Annotated in this window: 16 protein-coding genes and 1 tRNA gene; 11 read left to right on the forward strand and 6 right to left on the reverse strand. The window is 70.3% G+C overall.

Going from position 1 to position 20,345, the window contains the following annotated elements; all coding sequences use genetic code 11:
• Positions 1-9: 9 nt before the first annotated feature.
• From P1P70_RS04320 to P1P70_RS04330, 3 genes are all read right to left on the reverse strand, one after another.
• On the reverse strand, positions 10-1,569 hold the full coding sequence (locus tag P1P70_RS04320; protein WP_319234750.1) for a Stp1/IreP family PP2C-type Ser/Thr phosphatase: 1,560 nt from the start codon (positions 1,567-1,569) through the stop codon (positions 10-12).
• A gap of 98 nt (positions 1,570-1,667) precedes the next feature.
• Positions 1,668-2,198, reverse strand: coding sequence for an FHA domain-containing protein (locus P1P70_RS04325; RefSeq protein ID WP_319234711.1), 531 nt, complete (start codon positions 2,196-2,198; stop codon positions 1,668-1,670).
• 10 nt (positions 2,199-2,208) lie between these two features.
• Positions 2,209-3,045: a DUF3662 and FHA domain-containing protein gene (locus P1P70_RS04330; protein ID WP_319234713.1), complete on the reverse strand. Its 837-nt coding sequence runs from the start codon at positions 3,043-3,045 to the stop codon at positions 2,209-2,211.
• 485 nt (positions 3,046-3,530) lie between these two features.
• Here P1P70_RS04330 and P1P70_RS04335 point away from each other — a divergent pair.
• Together P1P70_RS04335 and P1P70_RS04340 are read left to right on the forward strand one after the other, a co-directional pair.
• Positions 3,531-3,614 (forward strand) — tRNA-Leu (locus P1P70_RS04335).
• 462 nt (positions 3,615-4,076) lie between these two features.
• Positions 4,077-6,887, forward strand: a complete 2,811-nt coding sequence (locus tag P1P70_RS04340; protein ID WP_319234715.1) for a beta-L-arabinofuranosidase domain-containing protein — start codon at positions 4,077-4,079, stop codon at positions 6,885-6,887.
• Positions 6,888-6,965: 78 nt separating this feature from the next.
• On the opposite strand, the gene P1P70_RS04345 is transcribed toward P1P70_RS04340, so the two are convergent.
• Entirely contained in the window at positions 6,966-7,619 is a 654-nt protein-coding gene (locus tag P1P70_RS04345) for an FMN-dependent NADH-azoreductase (protein ID WP_319234717.1), read from the reverse strand.
• A 101-nt stretch (positions 7,620-7,720) separates the two neighbouring features.
• Between P1P70_RS04345 and P1P70_RS04350 the strand changes: the two genes are divergently transcribed.
• The 4 genes from P1P70_RS04350 (at position 7,721) to P1P70_RS04365 (ending at position 11,457) form a co-directional block, all read left to right on the forward strand.
• The gene (locus tag P1P70_RS04350) at positions 7,721-8,095 is read left to right on the forward strand and encodes a helix-turn-helix domain-containing protein (protein WP_319234719.1); all 375 of its coding nucleotides are present in this window, start codon (positions 7,721-7,723) and stop codon (positions 8,093-8,095) included.
• 147 nt (positions 8,096-8,242) lie between these two features.
• Entirely contained in the window at positions 8,243-9,724 is a 1,482-nt protein-coding gene (locus P1P70_RS04355; RefSeq protein ID WP_319234721.1) for a DUF2252 domain-containing protein, read from the forward strand.
• A gap of 158 nt (positions 9,725-9,882) precedes the next feature.
• On the forward strand, positions 9,883-10,950 hold the full coding sequence (locus P1P70_RS04360) for a hypothetical protein (protein WP_319234723.1): 1,068 nt from the start codon (positions 9,883-9,885) through the stop codon (positions 10,948-10,950).
• 177 nt (positions 10,951-11,127) lie between these two features.
• On the forward strand, positions 11,128-11,457 hold the full coding sequence (locus P1P70_RS04365; RefSeq protein WP_319234751.1) for a rhodanese-like domain-containing protein: 330 nt from the start codon (positions 11,128-11,130) through the stop codon (positions 11,455-11,457).
• 81 nt (positions 11,458-11,538) lie between these two features.
• On the opposite strand, the gene P1P70_RS04370 is transcribed toward P1P70_RS04365, so the two are convergent.
• Complete coding sequence (locus P1P70_RS04370; RefSeq protein ID WP_319234725.1) at positions 11,539-12,819, reverse strand: acyl-CoA dehydrogenase family protein; 1,281 nt, start codon at positions 12,817-12,819, stop codon at positions 11,539-11,541.
• A gap of 326 nt (positions 12,820-13,145) precedes the next feature.
• On the opposite strand from P1P70_RS04370, the gene P1P70_RS04375 reads away from it, so the two are divergent.
• Genes P1P70_RS04375 through P1P70_RS04385 form a run of 3 tightly spaced genes read left to right on the forward strand, consistent with a single transcriptional unit; the run spans position 13,146 to position 16,347 of the window.
• Positions 13,146-14,144, forward strand: a complete 999-nt coding sequence (locus P1P70_RS04375; protein ID WP_319234727.1) for a DUF5819 family protein — start codon at positions 13,146-13,148, stop codon at positions 14,142-14,144.
• Between the two features lie 5 nt (positions 14,145-14,149).
• Positions 14,150-15,460 (forward strand): HTTM domain-containing protein, encoded by a 1,311-nt coding sequence (locus P1P70_RS04380; protein ID WP_319234752.1) that lies wholly within the window; start codon positions 14,150-14,152, stop codon positions 15,458-15,460.
• Positions 15,457-16,347 carry a TrmH family RNA methyltransferase gene (locus P1P70_RS04385; protein ID WP_319234729.1) on the forward strand — a complete coding sequence of 297 codons (891 nt, stop codon included), beginning with the start codon at positions 15,457-15,459 and terminating at the stop codon, positions 16,345-16,347. The genes P1P70_RS04380 and P1P70_RS04385 overlap by 4 nt, the downstream gene beginning before the upstream one ends.
• A 25-nt stretch (positions 16,348-16,372) precedes the next feature.
• Here P1P70_RS04385 and paaN read toward each other — a convergent pair whose 3' ends face one another.
• Entirely contained in the window at positions 16,373-18,079 is a 1,707-nt protein-coding gene (gene paaN, locus P1P70_RS04390; protein WP_319234730.1) for a phenylacetic acid degradation protein PaaN, read from the reverse strand.
• 147 nt (positions 18,080-18,226) lie between these two features.
• Here paaN and P1P70_RS04395 point away from each other — a divergent pair, with 147 nt between their 5' ends.
• Both P1P70_RS04395 and P1P70_RS04400 read left to right on the forward strand, forming a co-directional pair.
• Positions 18,227-19,744 carry a 3-hydroxyacyl-CoA dehydrogenase gene (locus P1P70_RS04395; RefSeq protein ID WP_319234732.1) on the forward strand — a complete coding sequence of 506 codons (1,518 nt, stop codon included), beginning with the start codon at positions 18,227-18,229 and terminating at the stop codon, positions 19,742-19,744.
• Positions 19,741-20,331 carry a TetR/AcrR family transcriptional regulator gene (locus P1P70_RS04400; RefSeq protein ID WP_319234735.1) on the forward strand — a complete coding sequence of 197 codons (591 nt, stop codon included), beginning with the start codon at positions 19,741-19,743 and terminating at the stop codon, positions 20,329-20,331. The genes P1P70_RS04395 and P1P70_RS04400 overlap by 4 nt, the downstream gene beginning before the upstream one ends.
• The last annotated feature ends 14 nt before the right edge of the window (positions 20,332-20,345 follow it).

A 20,345-nucleotide genomic window follows, 5' to 3' on the forward strand; every position in this document is an offset into this window, starting at 1 on the left:
GCGGCTTGCCTACTGCTCACCGCACCGTGAGACCAGTTCCTGCTCCTCCTCCGAGAGGCTGGGGCCGGTCGACGGTGTGGGTGCGGTCTGGGTCGGGGTCGGGGACGTCGACGATGTCGACGTCGGGGACGGTGTGGCCTTGGACGTGAGGGAGGTCTTCGTGGTTCCCGTGACTCCGCCGGCCTCGCCCTCGCCCGTCTTGGCGTTGCTGTCCGCCGCCTCGCGGCGCTCGGCGTTCTTCTTGCACGCCGACGCCTGGGTGGACAGCTCCTCGATCTTCTTCCGGGCGTCGCTCAGACCGCCCTCGGCGATCGTGGCCTCGACCAGCTTCTGCTGGTAGGGCGGCAGGTACTTGAGTTCGATCTCGGGGTGGTCCTTCTCGACCTTCGAGAGCGAGATCCAGGCCAGGTCCTGGCTGATGCCGCGGTACAACGCCACGTGGTCGTCCTTGGAACCGACGTAGTACTGCGTCTGCGTCCAGCGGTAACCGCCGTACGCGCCCCCGCCGACCATGGCGAGGGCGAGGATGCCGAAGAAGGATCTCTTCAGCCACCTGCGCTTCTTGCGCGGCTTGACGAAGTCGTCGTCGGAGTAGTCGCCGAAGCTGCCCGCCGCCGGCATGTATCCGGTGGCGTCGCCCGAGCCGGGCGGGCCGAACTCGCCGCCGCCTTGGCCGTGCCCCTGACGGCCGAGACCGGAGGCCCGGCCGGCGGGGGTCTGCATGATGCCGTTGTCCTGGAGGTGGAGCTGGTTCTCGGCGACCGCGCCGACCACGACCGGGGTGTCGGAGAGCTGCCCGGCGAGGGTGTCTCCGGTGTCGAGGTCGAGGACGTCGGCGACGATGACCGTGATGTTGTCCGGACCGCCGCCGCGCAACGCGAGCTGGATCAGCTCCTGAACGGTCTCCTGCGGGCCCTGGTAGCTGGCGAGGGTGTCCTCCATCGTCTGGTGGGACACCACGCCGGACAGGCCGTCGGAGCAGATCAGGTACCGGTCGCCGGCGCGGACCTCGCGGATGGAGAGGTCGGGCTCCACGTGGTCGCCGCTGCCCAGCGCGCGCATCAGCAGGGAGCGCTGCGGGTGGGTGGTGGCCTCCTCTTCCGTGATGCGGCCCTCGTCGACCAGACGCTGCACCCAGGTGTGGTCCTGGGTGATCTGGGTGAGGACGCCGTCCCGCAGGAGGTAGGCGCGGGAGTCGCCGACGTGGACGAGGCCGAGTCGCTGACCGGTCCACAGCAGGGCGGTGAGCGTGGTGCCCATGCCCTCCAGCTGCGGGTCCTCCTCGACCATCGAGCGCAACTGGTCGTTGGCGCGCTGCACGGCGGTGCCGAGCGAGGTGAGGATGTCGGAGCCGGGGACGTCGTCGTCGAGCGTGACGAGGGTGGAGATCACCTCGGAGGAGGCGACCTCACCGGCCGCCTGGCCGCCCATGCCGTCGGCGATCGCGAGCAGCCGCGGACCGGCGTAGCCCGAGTCCTCGTTGCCCTCGCGGATCATGCCTTTGTGCGATCCGGCGGCGAAGCGCAGTGACAGACTCATGCGCACCTCGCCCGTCGGCTCCGGGTACATCCGCACGGTGCCCACCCTCCGGTCGGGAGCGCGCCGGGAGCCCTGGTGGGGGCCGCCCCTGCGTGCTCGCTCCGCTCGCGCCTATTCATGATGTAGCACTACTTCCGCAGCTCGATGACGGTCTTGCCGATGCGGATCGGCGCGCCCAGCGGAATCGGCGTGGGAGTCGTCAGTCGGTTCCGGTCGAGGTATGTGCCGTTGGTGGACCCCAGGTCCTCGACGATCCACTGGCCGTCGCGGTCCGGGTAGATCCGGGCGTGCCGGCTGGAGGCGTAGTCGTCGTCCAGCACGATCGTGGAGTCGTGTGCGCGGCCCAGGGTGATGGTCTGGCCCTGGAGCGCCACGGTCGTCCCCGTCAGTGTGCCCTCGCTCACGACGAGCTTGGTCGGGGCGTTGCGCCCACGACGGCCGCCACCGCCGGCGGGAGGTGCGGGCTGCTGGCCGCGCTGCTGCGGGGGCGCGGCCTGGCGGGCGGCCGCAGGCGGCCGCGCGCTCTCCCGGCGCGACCCCCGCTGGGTGACACGCGTACCGAACAGGTCGCTGCGGATGACCTGCACGGCCACGATCACGAACAGCCACAGTACGGCCAGGAAACCCAGCCGCATGACCGTGAGGGTCAGCTCTGACATTGCCCCCGCTTCACCCTTCGGCTTGCCGGTAAATGATGGTGCTGCTGCCCACGACGATCCGCGAGCCGTCGCGGAGCGTAGCGCGGGTGGTGTGCTGCCCGTCCACCACGATGCCGTTGGTGGATCCGAGATCCTGGATCGTCGAGGGCGTTCCGGTCCGGATCTCGCAGTGCCGGCGGGAGACGCCGGGGTCGTCGATCCGCACGTCGGCTTCGGTGCTGCGTCCCAGCACCAGCGTCGGGCGGGAGATCTGATGGCGGGTGCCGTTGATCTCGATCCAGTAGCGCGTGCGTCCCCCGCCCGCCGGAGCGGCGGGCGGCCGCTGGCCGAGCGGGGCGGGACGGCCGCCGGGCGGCGGTGTGGCCGGCATGGGCGGGGCACCCGTGGGCGCGGCGGTGGGCGGGTAGCCGTAGCCGCCGGGGCGGCCCGCGGCGGGGCTCGCCGGGGCGCCCGAAGGGGCCTGCTGGTCCGTGGAGCCGGCCAGCGTACGGCTGCGCACCCGGTACAGACCGGTGTCGAGGTCGTCGGCCTTCTCCAGATGGACCTTGATGGGGCCCATGAAGGTGTACCGCTGCTGCTTGGCGTAGTCGCGCACCATGCCGGCGAGCTCGTCGCCGAGCTGGCCGGAGTAGGGGCTGAGGCGCTCGAAGTCGGGCGTGCTCAGTTCCACGATGAAGTCGTTGGGGACGACCGTGCGGTCACGGTTCCAGATGGTCGCGTTGTTGTCGCACTCCCGCTGGAGCGCTCCCGCGATCTCCACGGGCTGGACCTCGGACTTGAACACCTTGGCGAAGGTGCCGTTGACCAGACCTTCGAGGCGCTGCTCGAACTTCTTCAGGACTCCCATGGGGCACCTCCTCCGTCGTCACCGCTCTGCGTACCGCATCGGTACTGCTTACTGATCGTATCCACGCGCCGGGAAATCGGCTGGTTCCCCCTGTCGGCCCGGTCGACCGGTGTCACCCGGCCTCGACGCCCACTGAAGTCCCCTCCCGGATTCCCATCGGAGCCCCTCTTCGAACTACCCCGTCCGAACTCTGCCAAGGATCGTAGAGGCGGCGCGAGACCAGTGTCCCGCACCGGACTGTGCGCCCCGTCCCTCTCCCATGGAGATGACCGGGACCGGTACGAGGTTGATACGTGAACCAGCACTCGTTGATACGTGACAGAAGGGGGCGTGTGTTCGGTCCGTACTGGTCGGCCGGTCCCGGGGGTCCGGCGTGGGATCGGCCGCGATCAAGTGATGTGAAGCCACCCTCTCCAGCGTGCTAATCTTCTCGATGTCGGAAGGCGCCGACACCGCAAGGGACGGGGCCTGAGGACACACTCAATGCGCGGGTGGCGGAATAGGCAGACGCGCTGGATTCAGGTTCCAGTGCCCGCAAGGGCGTGGGGGTTCAACTCCCCCCTCGCGCACAGCGAAGCGGTCCCATCGTGATCACGATGGGACCGCTTCTTTTTGTCGTTGGAACTGCGCGCGGAGCGGCAGGTCGGCTGGCTGGGCGGGACTCTGGAGTGTGAGGAGTCTCTCAGGAGATTCGGTAAGGGCTTTCGGCTTCCGGTGGTGCGGGACGGCGTGGGGGCGTGCCGGATGCTGTGTGCGCGGTCGGATGCGTCAGGGGAGTCAAACTCACGCGAATCGTCGTAGATATGAGCGCGAGCGATGTTTCACGTGAAACAGTGCCGAGAGCGTGCAAGTAGCCGCGCCAAGCGGGTCATTGGCCTCGGTAAACCCGTCAGTACCGTTGACGCTCGTCTGTCACATACCTATCTTCTGGTCGGGAATTCGCACAACGTTCGCAGTTTCGAACATGATGCTCGCTTTGTCCGGCATCCCACTCCACCCCCACACCCATCTCTGCCAGAGACGAGGCGCCCATGGCACCGCCCCTCTCCAGACGCTTTCTCCTCCAGTCCGCGATAGTCGCCGCGGCCGCACCAGGGGTCTCCTTGGGGGCGGGCGGCGGCCGTGCGGTCGCCGCCACGGTCCCGACGCCGTCCAGCTGGTCGGTGCGGCCCTTCGAGCTCAAGGACGTGTCGCTCGGCCAGGGCCTTTTCGCCGACAAACGTCAGTTGATGCTCGACCACGGCCGCGGCTACGACGTCGACCGGTTGTTGCAGGTCTTCCGCGCCAACGCGGGACTCTCCACCAAGGGCGCGGTCGCGCCCGGCGGCTGGGAGGGCCTGGACGGCGAGGCCAACGGCAATCTCCGCGGCCACTACACCGGCCACTTCCTGACGATGCTGGCGCAGGCGTACGCGAGCACCGGGCAGCAGGTGTACGTCGACAAGATCCGCACCATGGTGGGTGCGCTCACCGAGGTGCGTGAGGCGCTGCGCAAAGATCCACGCATGCTGGCCGTCACCGGCAAATGGGGCGGCGCGCACGAGAACGTCCGAGGCTCGTACCAGTACGTCGACCTGCCGGCCGCTGTGCTCGGCGGTGCCTCGGCGATCACCCTGTCGGTCTGGGTGAAGCCCACGCACAATGCCAACTGGCAGAGGATCTTCGACTTCGGCAACAACACGACCCGGTACATGTACCTGGCCTCCCGCAACAGCAGCGGGGTGCCACGCTTCGCGATCACCAACAGCGGTGCGGGCGGGGAGCAGGCCCTCAACGGCACCGCCGCCCTGCCGCTCAATCAGTGGAGCCACCTGGCCGTCACGATCAGCGGCACCACGGGCACCCTGTACGTCAACGGCACCGCCGTGGCCCAGAACACCTCGATGACGCTCAACCCGTCCGTCCTGGGCACCCTGACGAACAACTGGCTGGGCCGCTCGAACTACGCCGACGACCCGGTCTTCGCGGGCGCCTTCGACGAGTTCAACATCTGGGGGAGGGCGCTGACCGCGGCCGAGATCACCTCGCTGCAGACCAACGAGGCCAAGAGGTCCTCCGCGGGGCTCGGCAATCTCGCGTCCTACTACTTCTTCGCGACCTCCGGTGGCACGTTCGACGATGCCTCCGGACGTGGCCTGACCGCCACGCTGCGCCGCACCTGGGGCGGACCGAGTCACCCCGGCTTCCTGGCGGCGTACCCGGAGACGCAGTTCATCGACCTCGAGACGCGGACCACCGCCGACTACACCAAGGTGTGGGCGCCGTACTACACCGCACACAAGATCCTCAAGGGCCTGCTCGACGCCTACCTCGCGACGGACGACGCCCGCGCGCTCGACCTCGCCTCCGGCATGTGCGACTGGATGTACTCGCGGCTGTCCAAGTTGCCCGACGCCACGCTGCAGCGGATGTGGGGCATCTTCTCCAGTGGTGAGTTCGGCGGCATCGTCGAGGCGATCGTCGACCTGCACACGATCACGGGCAAGGCCGAACACCTCGCGCTGGCCAAGCTGTTCGACCTCGACCGGCTCATCGACGCCTGTGCCGCCGGCAACGACATCCTGGACGGCCTCCACGCCAACCAGCACATCCCGATCATGACCGGTTACGTCCGGCTGTACGACGCGACGGGCGAGACGCGCTATCTGACCGCCGCGAAGAACTTCTGGGGCATGGTGATCCCGCAGCGCATGTACGGGATCGGCGGTACCAGCACGGCCGAGTTCTGGAAGGCGCGCGGCGTCATCTCGGGAACGATCAGCGACACCAACGCCGAGACCTGCTGCGCGTACAACCTGCTCAAGCTGAGCCGGACCCTGTTCTTCCACGAGCAGGACCCGAAGTACATGGACTACTACGAGAGGGCCCTTCTCAACCAGGTCCTCGGCTCCAAGCAGGACAAGGCCGACGCCGAGAAGCCGCTGGTCACGTACTTCATCGGGCTGAAGCCCGGTCATGTGCGCGACTACACCCCCAAGCAGGGCACCACCTGCTGCGAGGGCACCGGCATGGAGAGCGCCACCAAGTACCAGGACTCGGTGTACTTCACCAAGGCCGACGGCAGCGCGCTGTACGTCAACCTGTACAGCGCGGCCACGCTGAACTGGTCCGCGAAGGGCGTGACGATCGCGCAGAGCACCGACTATCCCCGGGAGCAGGGCTCCACGATCACGGTAGGAGGCGGCAGCGCGGCCTTCGAGCTGCGGCTGCGGGTGCCGTCCTGGGCCACCGCCGGTTTCCGGGTGACCGTCAACGGCAGCGCGGTGAGCGGTACTCCGGCCGCGGGGAGCTACTTCACGATCCCCTCCCGCACCTGGCGCGCCGGGGACGTCGTACGAGTGACGATGCCGTTCCGGCTGCGCGTGGAGAAGGCGCTCGACGACCCGTCGCTCCAGACGCTGTTCTACGGACCGGTCAACCTGGTCGGCAGGAGCAGTGCCACCAGCTATCTGTCGGTCGGGCTGTACCGCAACGCGGGACTCTCCGGTGACCTGTTGCCCTCCCTCGCGCCGGTGAGCGGAAAGCCGCTGCACTACACGCTGGACGGCACCGAGTTCGCTCCCTTCCACGAGGGGACCGAGGATCCGACCCACGCCTACGTCAAGCGTTCCGAGCCGAAGGTCGTCCTCGGCGGTACCGATTCGGGCGTCGCCAACCCGGCGAAGTCCGACGGGACGACGCTGTTGGACGAGATCTGGGCCGGGGCGCCGTTCGCCGACAAGGCCGCGTTGGTGGCGCGGGTGCAGTCGACCGTCGGCTCCTGGGTGTCAGCCGGACTGCTGAGCCAGGCCGACGGCCAGAAGGTGGTGACCACCGCGCAGAACGCGTCCTACGCGGCCTGACGGCGCGGGCGCACGGCGACAAGGGCGGCCGCTCCTCCTCGCGGGGCGGCCGCCCCGCGCGTTCCGCGGAGGGCCTGGCTAGGCGGCGAGGCGGGCGGCCAGGCTCTTGGCCTTGGCGACCGCGTCGTCGAGGGCCTTGGCGCGGGAGGCCTCCGAGAGCGGGACCAACTCGCTCATCGCGGGGTTGTGCGGGGCCATGGTGAGCTCCGGGACGATGAAGTCGACCTCCAGCCCGAGCATTTCGGAGAGGATCGCCGTCAGGTAGTTCTGCACGTACTCCAGGGGTTCGCGGGGCGTGCCCGGAGCGTAGGAACCGCCCCGGCTGGCGACGACGGTGACCGGGGTGCCCTTCGTCTTCGAGTCCTCGTTCAGGGCGGTGCGGCCGATGAGGACGACGTTGTCCAGCCATGCCTTGAGGGTGGACGGGACCGAGAAGTTGTACATGGGCGCGCCGATCAGGATCGCGTCCGCCTGCTCCAGCTCCACGATGAGCTTCTCCCGCTCGGCGAAGGCCGCGGCCTGCTCCGGGGTGCGCTCGGCCGGTTCGACGAAGCCGGCGGTGTGGGCGTCGGCGCCGATGTGCGGCACGGGATCGGCGTGCAGGTCGCGATAGATCACCGTGCCGTCCGGGTGCTGGTCCTCCCATGCCTTGCGGAAGGTCTCCGTCACCGTGCGCGACGTCGAGGCGGTGGCGGGAAACGCGGACGAGTCCAGGTGCAGCAAGGTAGCCATGCGTACTCCAGAGAAGTGGCTTCGTTTTCGTATCTAACTATAGATAACACAGTTACTTACTTTTTTTCATCCCCATGCGAACGGGTCAGTACCCTTGCCTCATGGCGGAGCAGCAGCGGGACATCCACGGCGCGGAGCCGTGTCGGCGGGTCGACGACGGCATCACCCGGGTCTTCGCCCTGCTCGGCAAGCGTTGGACGGGGCCGATCGTGGCCGTGCTGATGCCGCATCCGGCGCACTTCGTCGATCTGCGCAGGGCGATCCCCGGGATCAGCGAGCGCATGCTCTCCGACCGGCTCACCGAACTCGCCGCGGCCGGCCTGGTGGTCCGTGAGGTCGACGAGGGGCCGCCGCTGCGCGTCACCTACCGGCTGACGGCGGCCGGGGAGGCACTGGGACCCGCGCTCACGGAGCTGAAGGACTGGGCACTGGTCCATCTGCCGCAGGACTGGCCGTGCGCGGGGTCGGCACGCTAGCGGGGCGGCGGACGGACCCGGTTTTCCACAGGTGTGGACGGGTGCGGCGCGGAGTTGTCCACAGGGTCTGACGCGTTTCGGCCACCGGCTGTACCGTCGTCACGAGTTGATGTTCGTGCGTGGACGGGTGCGGGGGAGGCGGTCGCTGTGACCGAGGTCGGTGTGACGACGGCGGGGGCGGGAACCGAGTCGGAGTCGGCGGGATCCAGGCAGGTCGGCGTGGGGGCCGTGGCAGGGGCGGCCGCAGCGCGGGTGCCGGGGGTGACGGGATTCGCCCGGTGGCCCGCCCTGGGGTCGCCCAAGGAAGAGGGCAAGGCACTGCGCACCAGGGTGCCGCGCAGTGCGCACGCCGACCTGACACTCACCACCGACCGGCCGGACGCGGTGTCCGCGGTCGAGGAGTCCAACCGCGGCCGGATCCCCGAGCTCACCCCGATAAGGGTCGGCAGGATGGCGGCCACCCCCTTCGCGTTCCTGCGCGGCTCGGCGGGCCTCATGGCCCATGACCTGGCCCGTACGCCCATCACCGGAATCGGCGCACAGATCTGCGGCGACGCCCACGCGGCCAACTTCGGTCTGTACGGGGATGCCCGCGGGGAACTCGTCATGGACCTCAACGACTTCGACGAGACCGTGCACGGCCCGTGGGAGTGGGACCTCAAGCGCCTCGCCGCCTCGCTGGTGCTCGCCGGACGCGAGGCGGGCGCCGACGAAGACATCTGCCGCAAGGCCGCGTACGACGCGACGGGCGCCTACCGGCGCACCATGAGGCTCCTCGCCAAGCTCTCGGCGCTCGACGCGTGGAACGCCATCGCGGACGAGGAACTCGTCTCCTACACCGACGCCCACGACCTGCAGGGCACGCTGGAGCGAGTGGCGGAGAAGGCGCGCGCCAACACCAGCGGCCGTTTCGCGGCCAAGGCGACCCGGGAGGTGGAGGGCGGAGGCCGCCACTTCGTGGACGCCCCGCCGGTGCTGCGCCGCGTGGACGACAAGGAGGCCGCCGTCGTGGTCACCTCCCTGACGCAGTACCTGACCACGCTCTCGGAGGACCGCCATCCGCTGCTCGCCCGGTACGCCGTGCAGGACGTGGCGTTCCGGGTGGTCGGCACCGGCAGCGTGGGCACCCGCTCGTACGTCGTCCTTCTCTTGGACCACCGGGGTGAAGCGCTCGTCCTCCAGGTGAAGGAGGCCCGCCCGTCGGCCCTGGAGCCGCACCTCGCGACCGTCGGCTTCGAGGTCCCGGAGGTGGATCACGAGGGGCGTCGGGTGGTCCTCGGCCAGAAGCGCATGCAGGTCGTCAGCGACATGTTGCTGGGCTGGACCACCGTCGACGGACTCCCCTTCCAGGTACGCCAGTTCCGCAACCGCAAGGGCAGTGTCGACCCCGCCGCCCTGGCCGCCGATCAGATCGACGACTACGGCCGCATGACCGGCGCCCTCCTCGCCCGCGCCCACGCCCACAGCGCCGACCCCCGTCTCCTCTCCGGCTACTGCGGCAAGAACGACGAACTCGACGAGGCGACGGCCACGTTCGCCGTCACCTACGCGGACCGCACGGAGGCGGATCACGCGGACCTGGTGGCCGCGGTGCGGGCAGGGCGGATCGCGGCGGAGTCAGGGGTCTGAGGGCAGGGGTCCGGGGATCTGGGGCAAGGGATCGAGGCGGGAGACGAGGGCGGACGGAGAGGCCGGCCGGGGGTGCTCCGGTGTTCGTACGGATGCGCGAAGGCCAGGTGTCCGGTGGCTTGCGGTTCGGCCGGGAGTCGTGGCCTAGGCTGGGTCGGGTGACGACCCCGGAAGCCGACCAGACACCGTCCGAGCGCTCCACCGAGCCCGTGGAGACCACGGAGCCCGGCGCGAGCACCGCGCCCGGCGGAGCGACACCGCCCGCCGACGGCGACGCGTCTGCTGAGACGCGGGGGTCAAGTCAGACTCCAGGGTTTGCTGGGACGGCGGGGTCTGCTGGGACGGTGGGGTCCGATGTGGGGCCGGCATTCGCCGATGGGGAGGGGGATGCCGGGGAGGCGGGCTCCGGGCGGCCCGAGGAGCGGTTGGAGCGGGCCGTGCGGGCGGCCGAGCAGGCGTTGATCGAGTACGAGATCGCCGTGGAGACCTTCCGGGTGGAGGTCGAGAACTTCTCCCGGTTGCATCACCAGAAGCTCGGCCCCATGTACGCCCGGCTGGACGAGCTGGACGCCCAGATCGCCGAGGCGAAGGCGGCGCGCACCGGTGACCCCGAGGACGTGCGCAAGGCGCAGGAAGCGCGCGCTCGGGTCATGCCCATGCCGGGCGTGGAGGAGTTGTTCCACGGCTGGATGGACTCGGAGGGGCTGTTCCCCGAGGCGGCGGCCATGCTCACCGACCAGCCCGTGCGGTCACCGGAGCGGGTGCGACCGAGCGACGAGGCCCGCAGGCTCTACCGCGAACTCGTGCGCAAGGCGCACCCCGACCTGGCGCGGGACGACAGGGAGCGGGAGCGGCGGGACGAGTTCATAGCCCGGGTGAACGCCGCGTACGGGCGCGGTGACGAGGTGCTGCTGCGGGAGCTGTCGGAGGAGTGGGCGGCCGGGCCGGTGCCGGAGGAGCGCAGGCCTAGTCGCGCCGAGGAGCTTTACGCACGGTTGGAATGGCTCGCCCAGCGCAAGGAGCTTCTCGCTCTCCTCGCCCGTGAGCTGGAGGAGGGCGCCATCGGCTCGATGCTCCGCCTCGCGCCGGACGACCCCGACCGCCTCCTCGACGAGATCGCCGACCAGCTGCTGGCGGAGGTCGAACAGCGGGAGGCGGAGCTGGCGGGGTTGGTCGGCCGGCATGGCGAGGGCGGTCCGGACGGTCCGGATGGTCAGGGCGGTTAGGGCATCTGCGGCGGGGGGTCTGGGGCGGGGTGGATGAGCGTGTCTGGCCTGTCGGCCAGTCGGCTCTGTGGCTCGATGGCTCTGTCCGGTCGGAGCTCGGAGTGATTCGGACTGCCGGGGCTTCGGACTGCGGCCGTTCGGTCGGGTAGCGTCGGACGCATGCATTTCGGAGCGGGTGTGCCCACGGTCGAGGTCGGAGACCTCAAGGACGACGACTTCCTGCTGGACGTCCGGGAGGACGACGAGTGGCAGGCGGGTCATGCCGAAGGGGCGCTGCACATTCCCATCAGTGAGTTCGTGGCGCGCTACGGCGAGCTCACCGAGGCGGCGCCGCAGGACGGCAGGGTCCATGTGATCTGCCGCTCGGGCGGGCGCTCGGCGCAGGTCACCAACTATCTCGTCCAGCAAGGTATCGACGCCGTGAACGTCGACGGCGGCATGCAGGTGTGGGCGGCCGTCGGTCGTCCGGTGGTGGATGACAAGGGCGGGGCGGGCTTCGTTCTCTAGGGAACGTGGCGGGTCGGGGCGCGCAGTGGAGAGGACGTACGGATCGGACGGGCGCGCCCCGCATTGAGGCGTGCGCGGCGCTCAGCCCAGGGGGTGTGCCGCCAGTAGGTCTCCGAGGGCCTCCTCGTGGGCCGCTGCGGGGCCGAGCGACAGTTCGAGGTGCTTGGCCCAGGCGTGATAGCGGTGCAGGGGGTAGTCGACGTCGGCGCCGAAGCCCCCGTGCAGATGCTGTGCCGTCTGCACGACCCGTCGTACCCCTTCCGAGGCCCAGATCTTGGCCACGGCGACATCGCCGCAGGCGGGCAGCGCACCTCCCGCGCCGGAGGTGATGCGCCAGGCGGCCTGCCACAGCGTCGCCTCCATCGCGCGCAGGTCGATGAAGCGATCGGCGGTCTGTACGGCGACGGCCTGGAACGAGGCGATGGGGAAGCCGAACTGTTCGCGTTTTCCTGCGTATTCGCTGGTCATGCCGAGAGCTCCTTCCCCCAGGCCGAGCGCCAACGCGCAGGTGCCGGTGGCCAGCAGGTCCCGTAGCCGGTCCCATGCGCCTTCCGTGTCGAGGACGTGCCGGTCGGTGATTCGGGCCGTGTCCAGGCGCAGTTCCGCGAGCCGTTCGCCGGCCGTGGAGATCTGCTCGGCGACTGTCACCCCTTCGTGGAGGCGGGGGACGAGGGCGAGGACGGTACGGCCGTCGGCGGCCGCGACCGTGTTCGGCTCAGTACCCCTGATGCCCTCAGTTCCGGCGGGTCCATTGATTCCCTCAGTTCCCTCGGGCCCCTCAGGTGTCACGGGTCCCTCGGCTTGTTCGGCGGAGACGAGCGCGGCTACCGACGCCGGTGCGACCGTTGCGGGGACGACGATGAAGTCCGCGTTGTAGGCCCAAGGCACCGCCGTCTGTATGCCGTCCAGGACCCAGACGCCGCGCTCGTCCCGGCGGGCGGTCACGGCGAGTTCCGCCGGATCGTGTCCGGTGCGGCCGTGCGCGGCGACGGTCAGGACGGCCTCGCCCCTGCCGACGCGCGGGAGTAGCTCCGCCTTCAGCTCCTCGCCGCCGTGGGCCTGCACGGCCACGGCGGCCGCGCTGCTCTCCAGCAGTGGGCCCCTGGCCAGCACCTTCGCCGACTCGCGCAGGACAAGGCACAGGGCGATCGGATCGAGCCCCGACCCTCCGTACGCGGGGTCGAGCAACAGGCTGAGCAGGTCCGCGTCGGCGAGCTTCGCCCACAGGGCCCGGTCGAAGTCGTCGGCGACCGCCCCCGGCACGAGCGACGGGCTGGGCACTGCGTCCGGCGCGACCCCGGCGAACACCGCCCTCGCCGCCTCGGCCGCCGCCTGCTGCTCCTCGGTGAAGGTGAAGTCCACGGTCCCGCCCCTTCCGTGTCGCCGATGACGGGGCGTCAAGATAGAACAGGTTCTAGAAGAAGGGAATGGTGTGGCGGGGCCGACGCGGTGGCCGGGCGGCGAACGCCTGGTCGAACGGGTGGAGGCGCGGCTGGGGCTGCTTTCGGGGGAGAAGCGGGCCACACCGGGCCGTAAGGTGTCCCCCGCTGTGGATAACCTCAGGGGTGCCGTGTGAGCGGTGTGACGATGTGACTGCTGTGGCCGTCGGGGCTGTGCCGGAGGAACGCGGCTGAGTAAGTTCCGGTGGAGAAGTCGACCGGGTAGTGGAAATCGGGGAGCTGGGCGCAATGGACGCGAACGACGAGGACTCGAACGCCCGGCGAGGGCCGGACGAGCCCGAGAGCGACGCGGCCTCCGCGAGCGATACGCCCCCGAAGGGCCCGAAGGGCGGGCCGGCCCGTGCGGCGACCCCGGCCCCCACTGACCTGCCTCCGTCCCTGTCGCGGCCGGCGGCACCATCGCAGTCGCCGCCCCCTTCGGATTCGTCATCCGGACCACCGGTGGAATCGTCGACGGTGTCGCCCTCCCGTTCGCGATCGGAGAAGATAGCCGGGCCGGGGCAGCCGGCCTCCGGGATCGCCGCGCTGACGCTGCCGTACCAGATCGCCGTGGCGCTGGTGCTCGCGATCGTGGCGGTGGCGACGTGCGCGCATCTCGGGCTGGTGTTCCTGCACATAGCGCCCTCGAACACGCTGACGAAGCAGCATGGCCGAGTGGTCGACGAATGGGTCTATCCGGAGTTCGAGCAGAACTGGAAGCTGTTCGCGCCGAACCCGCTGCAGCAGAACATCGCCGTGCAGGCGCGCGCAGAGGTCCGCACGGCCGACGGGAAGGTGCTGACGACCGGCTGGTACGACCTGTCGGCGCTGGACGGCGCCGCGATCGACCACAATCCGGTGCCGAGTCACACCCAGCAGAACGAACTGCGTCGAGCCTGGGACTTCTACACCGCCACGCATGACGGAGAGCACCGCGCCACCTCCTCGCGCGGTGATCTGTCGGAGCGCTATGTGCGCCGCATCGTCGTGATGCGCCTCGACCGCGAGCAGGCCGGCGGCCCCGGCGGTGGGATCGAGCGGATCCAGCTCCGGTCCCGTACCACCAACGTGCAGCCGCCCGAGTGGAGCGAGGAAAAGGTGTCCGACAAGCCCGTCGTCCGCGAACTGCCCTGGTGGTCGGTGACCGACGACGACCGGACGGACGCCGACACCGGCACCGACACCGGCACCGACGCGGCCGGTGATGGCCGGGCCGTCACCGGTCGGACGGAGGCGAGCGCCGGATGAGCTCCATGAGCCCTCCGCACCCGGCTCCGCCGGTGAGCCCCATAGGACGCCTCGTCGCCGCGATCGGCAACGGCATCACCCGTGTCACCGATCGCGCGCTGGGCCCGTACCAGAGCGCCATCATCCGGATCGGCTTCTCCGCGACCTGGCTGCTGTTCCTGCTGCGCGAGTTCCCGCACCGGCGCGAGCTGTACGGCCCCGAGGGGCCCTGGAGCTTCGAGCTGGCCCAGCGGCTGATCGCGGACAACGACGCCTTCACGGTGCTGATGTGGTCCGACAGCATGGTGTGGTTCGAGATCGTCTACGCCCTCGCCATTCTGTCGACCTTCCTGCTGCTGCTCGGCTGGCGCACCCGCGCCGTGAGCGTCCTGTTCATGGTGGGTGTCCTCTCGCTGCAGAACCGCAGCGTCTTCATGGGGGACGGTGGCGACAACGTCATCCACCTCATGGCGATCTACCTCGTCTTCGTCCGCTGCGCCCAGGTCTGGTCGCTGGACGCGCGGCGCGCACGGCGCACGCGCGAGCGCCAGGCACGCGACGGCAGGGCGCAGGAGGACGTGGTCGGTCCCGCCCTGTGGTGTGCGCTCGGCTTCGCGCTGCTGGTGTCGACGTTCGGTGGTCTGATCCCCGGGGGCCTGCTGGGCGGCTGGCTCACCTTCTTCTGGGGGCTGTGGGCGGTGCACGGCCTGTGGTGGGCCGCCGGACGCATCGAGTCGGACACCAAGCCGCGCGCGCTGCTGGACATCGTCGGCAATCTCGCGCACAACGCCGCCCTGGTCGTGATCATGGCAGAGGCGTGTCTGATCTATGCGGCGGCCGGCTGGTACAAGGTCCAGGGTTCGCGCTGGCAGGACGGCACGGCCGTCTACTACCCGTTCCACCTGGACTACTTCTCGCCCTGGGCTGCGCTCTCCGACCTGATGTCGTCCAGCGGCACGATGGTGATGCTGGTGACGTACGGGACAGTGATCGTGCAGGTCGCCTTCCCGTTCACGCTCTTCAACCGGCGGGTCAAGAACGTCCTGCTGGCGGTCATGATGACCGAGCACGCCGTGATCGCCGTCGTGCTGGGGCTGCCGTTCTTCTCGCTCGCGATGATCGCCGCCGACGCCGTGTTCCTGCCGACGCCCTTCCTGAAGCGCCTGGGTGGCCTGGTGACACGCGCGCGTGACCGCGTCCTGCGTCGTGTGCCGCATGGGCGCGGCCGGACGATCCCGGGCCCGCGCGATCCGGGGCAACCCACGCTCCCCCACGAGAAGCAGGAGAAGCAGGAGAAAGGGGCGACCGAGCAGCCCCACGTAGGCTTCACCGCATGAACGATCCGGTGAGCGCGCCTGCGGGCGAAGCGGCTGCCGGGCCTGCGGGCGGACCGGTTGGCGGACCTGCGGTCGACCCGGTGGGCGGATCCCCCGCCCGTCCGGCCGACGCCTCGGTGAGCGCATCGCCCGCCTACCCGAGCGGGGACGCCGTGCGGGCCTGGCGCCGCCTCGTCGACACCGCCGTCCTGCTCGACGGGTTCCACGCCCTCAAGCACGCCGTACGCTTCGGCGCCGAGGTGCCTGTGGCCGTCACCGTCGACCGTGCGGCGGCGCTCACCCTCGCCGACGACCTGGCCCCGGACGTACGGGACCGGCTCGCGGGCCTCCTCCAGGAGGTCCCGGAGGAGACGTACCGGACCCTCGTGGCGCGTCCGCACCCCACCGCCGTGGCCGCCTTGGCCGTACGTCCCTCGCGTGAGGCCCATCTGGCGGCGCTCGCCCGCAGGCCGCGCACCGCCCCGGTCGTCGTCCTCGACAACCCGCGCAACCTGGGCAACGCGGGGGCCGTGATCCGGCTGGCCGCCGGTTTCGGCGCGACCGGTGTGGTCACCACGGGCACCTTGGATCCCTGGCACCCCACCGTGGTGCGTGGCGGGGCGGGCCTGCACTTCGCGACCGCCGTCGAGCGCCTGAGCGTGGACGATCTGCCCCCGGGCCCCGTCTTCGCGCTCGACCCCGAGGGTGTCGACATCCGGGGGCTGAAGCTCCCGGACGACGCCGTCCTCGCCTTCGGCTCCGAACGCAGCGGGCTCTCCACCGAACTGCGCTCACATGCCGACCACCTGCTGTCGCTCCCGATGCGTCCCCAGGTCTCCAGCTACAACCTGGCGACGAGCGTGGCGATGACGCTGTACCACTGGAGCATGGGTTCGGGCGCCCCCTGAGGGGGCGCCCGAACGGTGCGATCCGCTACGCCTCGCGGCGCACCTCGACCACCCGGAACCGATTGGCGACGAACGCCCCGTCGCACAGGGCCGCGTTCGCCGCCGGGTTGCCACCGGATCCGTGGAAGTCCGAGAACGCCGCGGTCTGGTTCACATAGACGCCGCCCGTGAGGTTCAGCGACAGCTGCGCGCACTCCTCCAGGCACACCTCCTCGACGGCCTCGGCCATCTCGTCGGAGGTCGTGTACGCGCCGACGGTCATCGCGCCCTTCTCTGCGATGGTCCGGCGCAGCAGGTCCAGTCCGTCCGCCGCCGAGTCGACGGCGACGGCGAACGACACCGGCCCGAAGCACTCGCTCAGGTACGCGGCTTCGTCGTCGGTCCGCTCCCAGTACTTCCGCGCGCCGTCGAGCTTCACGATCACCGGCGTCCGGACGACCGCGTCGGGGAACTCGGGATGGGTGATCTCCCGGGAAGGGAGCGCGACTTCGCCGAGCGAGGCGGCCGCTTCGAGGCGGGCCTTGACGTCGGGGTTCACGATCGCGCCGAGCAGCGCGTTCGCGCGCGCGTCGTCGCCGAGCAGGCCGCCGACCGACTTGGCGAGATCGGCGACGACCTCGTCGTAGGACTTGGCGCCCTGGTCGGTGGTGATGCCGTCGCGGGGGATGAGCAGGTTCTGCGGGGTGGTGCACATCTGGCCGCTGTACAGGGACAGGGAGAAGGCCAGGTTGGAGAGCATGCCCTTGTAGTCGGCGGTGGAGTCGACGAGCACCGTGTTGACGCCGGCCTTCTCCGTGTAGACCTCCGCCTGGCGGGCGTTGGCCTCCAGCCAGTCACCGAAGGACGTGGAGCCGGTGTAGTCGATGATGCGGATCTCGGGGCGGGTCGCCAGGTCCTTGGCGATGCCCTCGCCGGGGCGCTCCGCGGCCAGCGCGACCAGGTTGGGGTCGAAGCCGGTCTCGGTGAGGACCTCGCGGGCGACCTGCACCGTGAGGGCGAGCGGCAGCACCGCGCGCGGGTGAGGCTTCACGAGAACCGCGTTGCCGGTGGCGAGGGAGGCGAACAGGCCCGGGTAGCCGTTCCACGTCGGGAAGGTGTTGCAGCCGATGACCAGGGCGATGCCGCGCGGGACGGGCTTGAAGCTCTTGGTGAGCGCGAGGGGGTCGCGCTTGCCCTGGGGCTTGCTCCACGCCGCCTCGTCGGGGGTGCGGACCTGCTCGGCGTACGCGTAGGCCACCGCCTCCAGGCCCCGGTCCTGGGCGTGCGGGCCGCCGGCCTGGAACGCCATCATGAAGGCCTGGCCGCTGGTGTGCATGACGGCGTGGGCGAACTCGTGGGTGCGGTCGCTGATGCGCTTGAGGATCTCCAGACACACCGCCGCGCGCGCCTCCGCGCCCGCGTCGCGCCACGCGCGCTGGCCGGCCTTCATGGCGGGCAGCAGCGTGTCCACGTCCGCGTGCGGGTAGGTCACGCCCAGCTCGATGCCGTACGGGGAGGTCTCGCCGCCCACCCAGTCGTCGGTGCCGGGCTGGCCGAGGTCGAGGCGGGTGCCGAGGAGGGCGTCGAAGGCGGCTTTGCCCTCGGCCATGCCCAGGCTGCCGTTCTCGCCGTACGCCTTGGGGTGCTCGGGGTGGGGCGACCAGTACGCGCGGGTGCGGATCGCTTCCAGGGCCTGGTCGAGAGTGGGCCGGTGCCTGGCGATCAGGGCGTGCGCGGACGGTTCGGCGGCCATGCTTGACCAACTCCTCACGTCAGAGGCTCTTCGTCGAGCTCTGACCTGGGCAGGAACAGGCGGACAGAGTTAGAGTAACCGAACGATCGGTCGGGACAAGGGGGTCCGCCGCATCTGTGGACAACCCCGTGCGGGAGGATCGCGCACATGACAGCACTCGACCTCAGCAGCCCCGTGGCCGTCGTCGGCACCGGCACCATGGGCCAGGGCATCGCCCAGGTCGCGTTGGTCGCCGGCCATCCCGTACGACTGTTCGATTCCGTTCCCGGTCGTGCCCGGGAGGCCGCCGAGGCGATCGGCGCCCGGCTCGACCGGCTCGTCGCGAAGGACCGTATGACGGGCGCCGACCGGGACTCGGCGCGCGCCCGGCTGCACCCCGCCGAGAGCCTCGCCGACCTCGCGGACTGCGGCCTCGTCGTCGAGGCGGTCCTGGAACGGCTGGACGTCAAGCAGGAGCTGTTCCGCGCACTGGAGGACGTCGTCGGCGAGGACTGCCTGCTCGCCACCAACACCTCCTCCCTGTCCGTCACGGCCATCGGCGGCGCTCTGCGCACCCCAGGCCGTTTCGTGGGCCTGCACTTCTTCAACCCCGCGCCGCTGCTGCCCCTCGTCGAGGTCGTCTCCGGGTTCGCCACCGACGTCACGTCGGCCACGCGCGCGTACGAGCTGGCGCGGGTCTGGGGCAAGACGCCGGTCGCCTGCGCGGACACCCCCGGCTTCATCGTCAACCGCATCGCCCGGCCGTTCTACGCGGAGGCCTTCGCGGTGTACGAGTCGCAGGCCGCCGAGCCCGTCACCATCGACGCGATCCTGCGGGAGTGCGGCGGCTTCAGGATGGGCGCCTTCGAACTGACCGACCTCATCGGGCAGGACGTCAACGAGTCCGTCACCCACTCCGTGTGGCAGGCCTTCTTCCAGGACGTGCGCTTCACGCCGTCGCTGGCCCAGCGACGGCTCGTGGAGTCCGGCCGGCTCGGCCGCAAGACGGGACAGGGCTGGTACGAACACACCGATGGCGCCGAGCGCCCCGAGCCGCACACCGCCGAACCGGTACCGGCACCCGCGTACGTCGTCGTCGAGGGCGACCTAGGCCCCGCCTCCGACCTGCTCGCCCTGATCCGGGAGGCGGGCATCCCCGTCCGCGAGGACGAGGAGGACCACGGCACCCGGCTCGTCCTGCCGAGCGGCGGCCAGCTGGCCCTCGCCGACGGGCAGACCTCCGTGGAGTTCCGCGACGTCGTCTACTTCGACCTGGCGCTCGACTACCGCAGGGCCACCCGGCTCGCGCTCTCCGCCTCCCAGGACACCTCACCACAGACACTCGCCGAGGCCACCGGACTCTTCCAGGCGCTCGGCAAGGACGTCAGCGTCATCGGGGACGCCCCCGGCATGATCGTGGCCCGCACGGTGGCACGGATCATCGACCTCGCGCACGACGCCGTCGCCAAGGGCGTGGCCACCAAGGAGGACATCGACACGGCGATGCGCCTGGGCGTCAACTACCCGCTGGGGCCCTTCGAATGGAGCCGCAGGCTGGGCCGGAACTGGGCGTACGCCCTCCTGGACGATCTGCACCTGCGCGACCCGTCCGGGCGCTACGCGCCGTCCCTGGCGCTCTACCGCCACGCCTACGCCTCCGACAAGCGGGAGGGCACCTCCTCATGACCACCGCCAAGCGCGACACGTACACCCCGGAGACGCTGCTGTCCGTCGCCGTCCGGGTCTTCAACGAGCGTGGCTACGACGGCACGTCCATGGAACACCTGTCCAAGGCGGCCGGCATCTCCAAGTCGTCGATATACCACCACGTCACCAGCAAGGAGGAGCTGCTGCGCCGGGCCGTCAGCCGGGCGCTGGACGGTCTCTTCGGGATCCTCGACGAGGAACCCGCGCGCGAGGGGCGGGCGGTGGAGCGCCTGGAGCACGTCGTGCGGCGCATGGTCGAGGTGCTCATGAACGAGCTCCCCTACGTGACCCTGCTCCTGCGGGTGCGCGGCAACACGGACACCGAGCGCTGGGCGCTGGAGCGGCGCCGCGACTTCGACCACCGGGTCGCCGAACTGCTGAAGGCGGCGGCGGCCGACGGGGACGTCCGGGGTGACGTGGAGGTGCGGCTCGCGACCCGGCTGGTCTTCGGGATGATCAACTCGATCGTGGAGTGGTACCGGCCGGACGGGCGGGGCATGGGCGAGCGGGAAGTCTCCGAAGCGGTGACGCACCTGGTCTTCTCGGGGTTGCGCGCCCAGGGGTGAGCGCCCCTCGGTGA

The sequence above is a fragment of the Streptomyces sp. MB09-02B genome (assembly GCF_033794485.1).
Classification (GTDB): Bacteria; Actinomycetota; Actinomycetes; order Streptomycetales; family Streptomycetaceae; genus Streptomyces.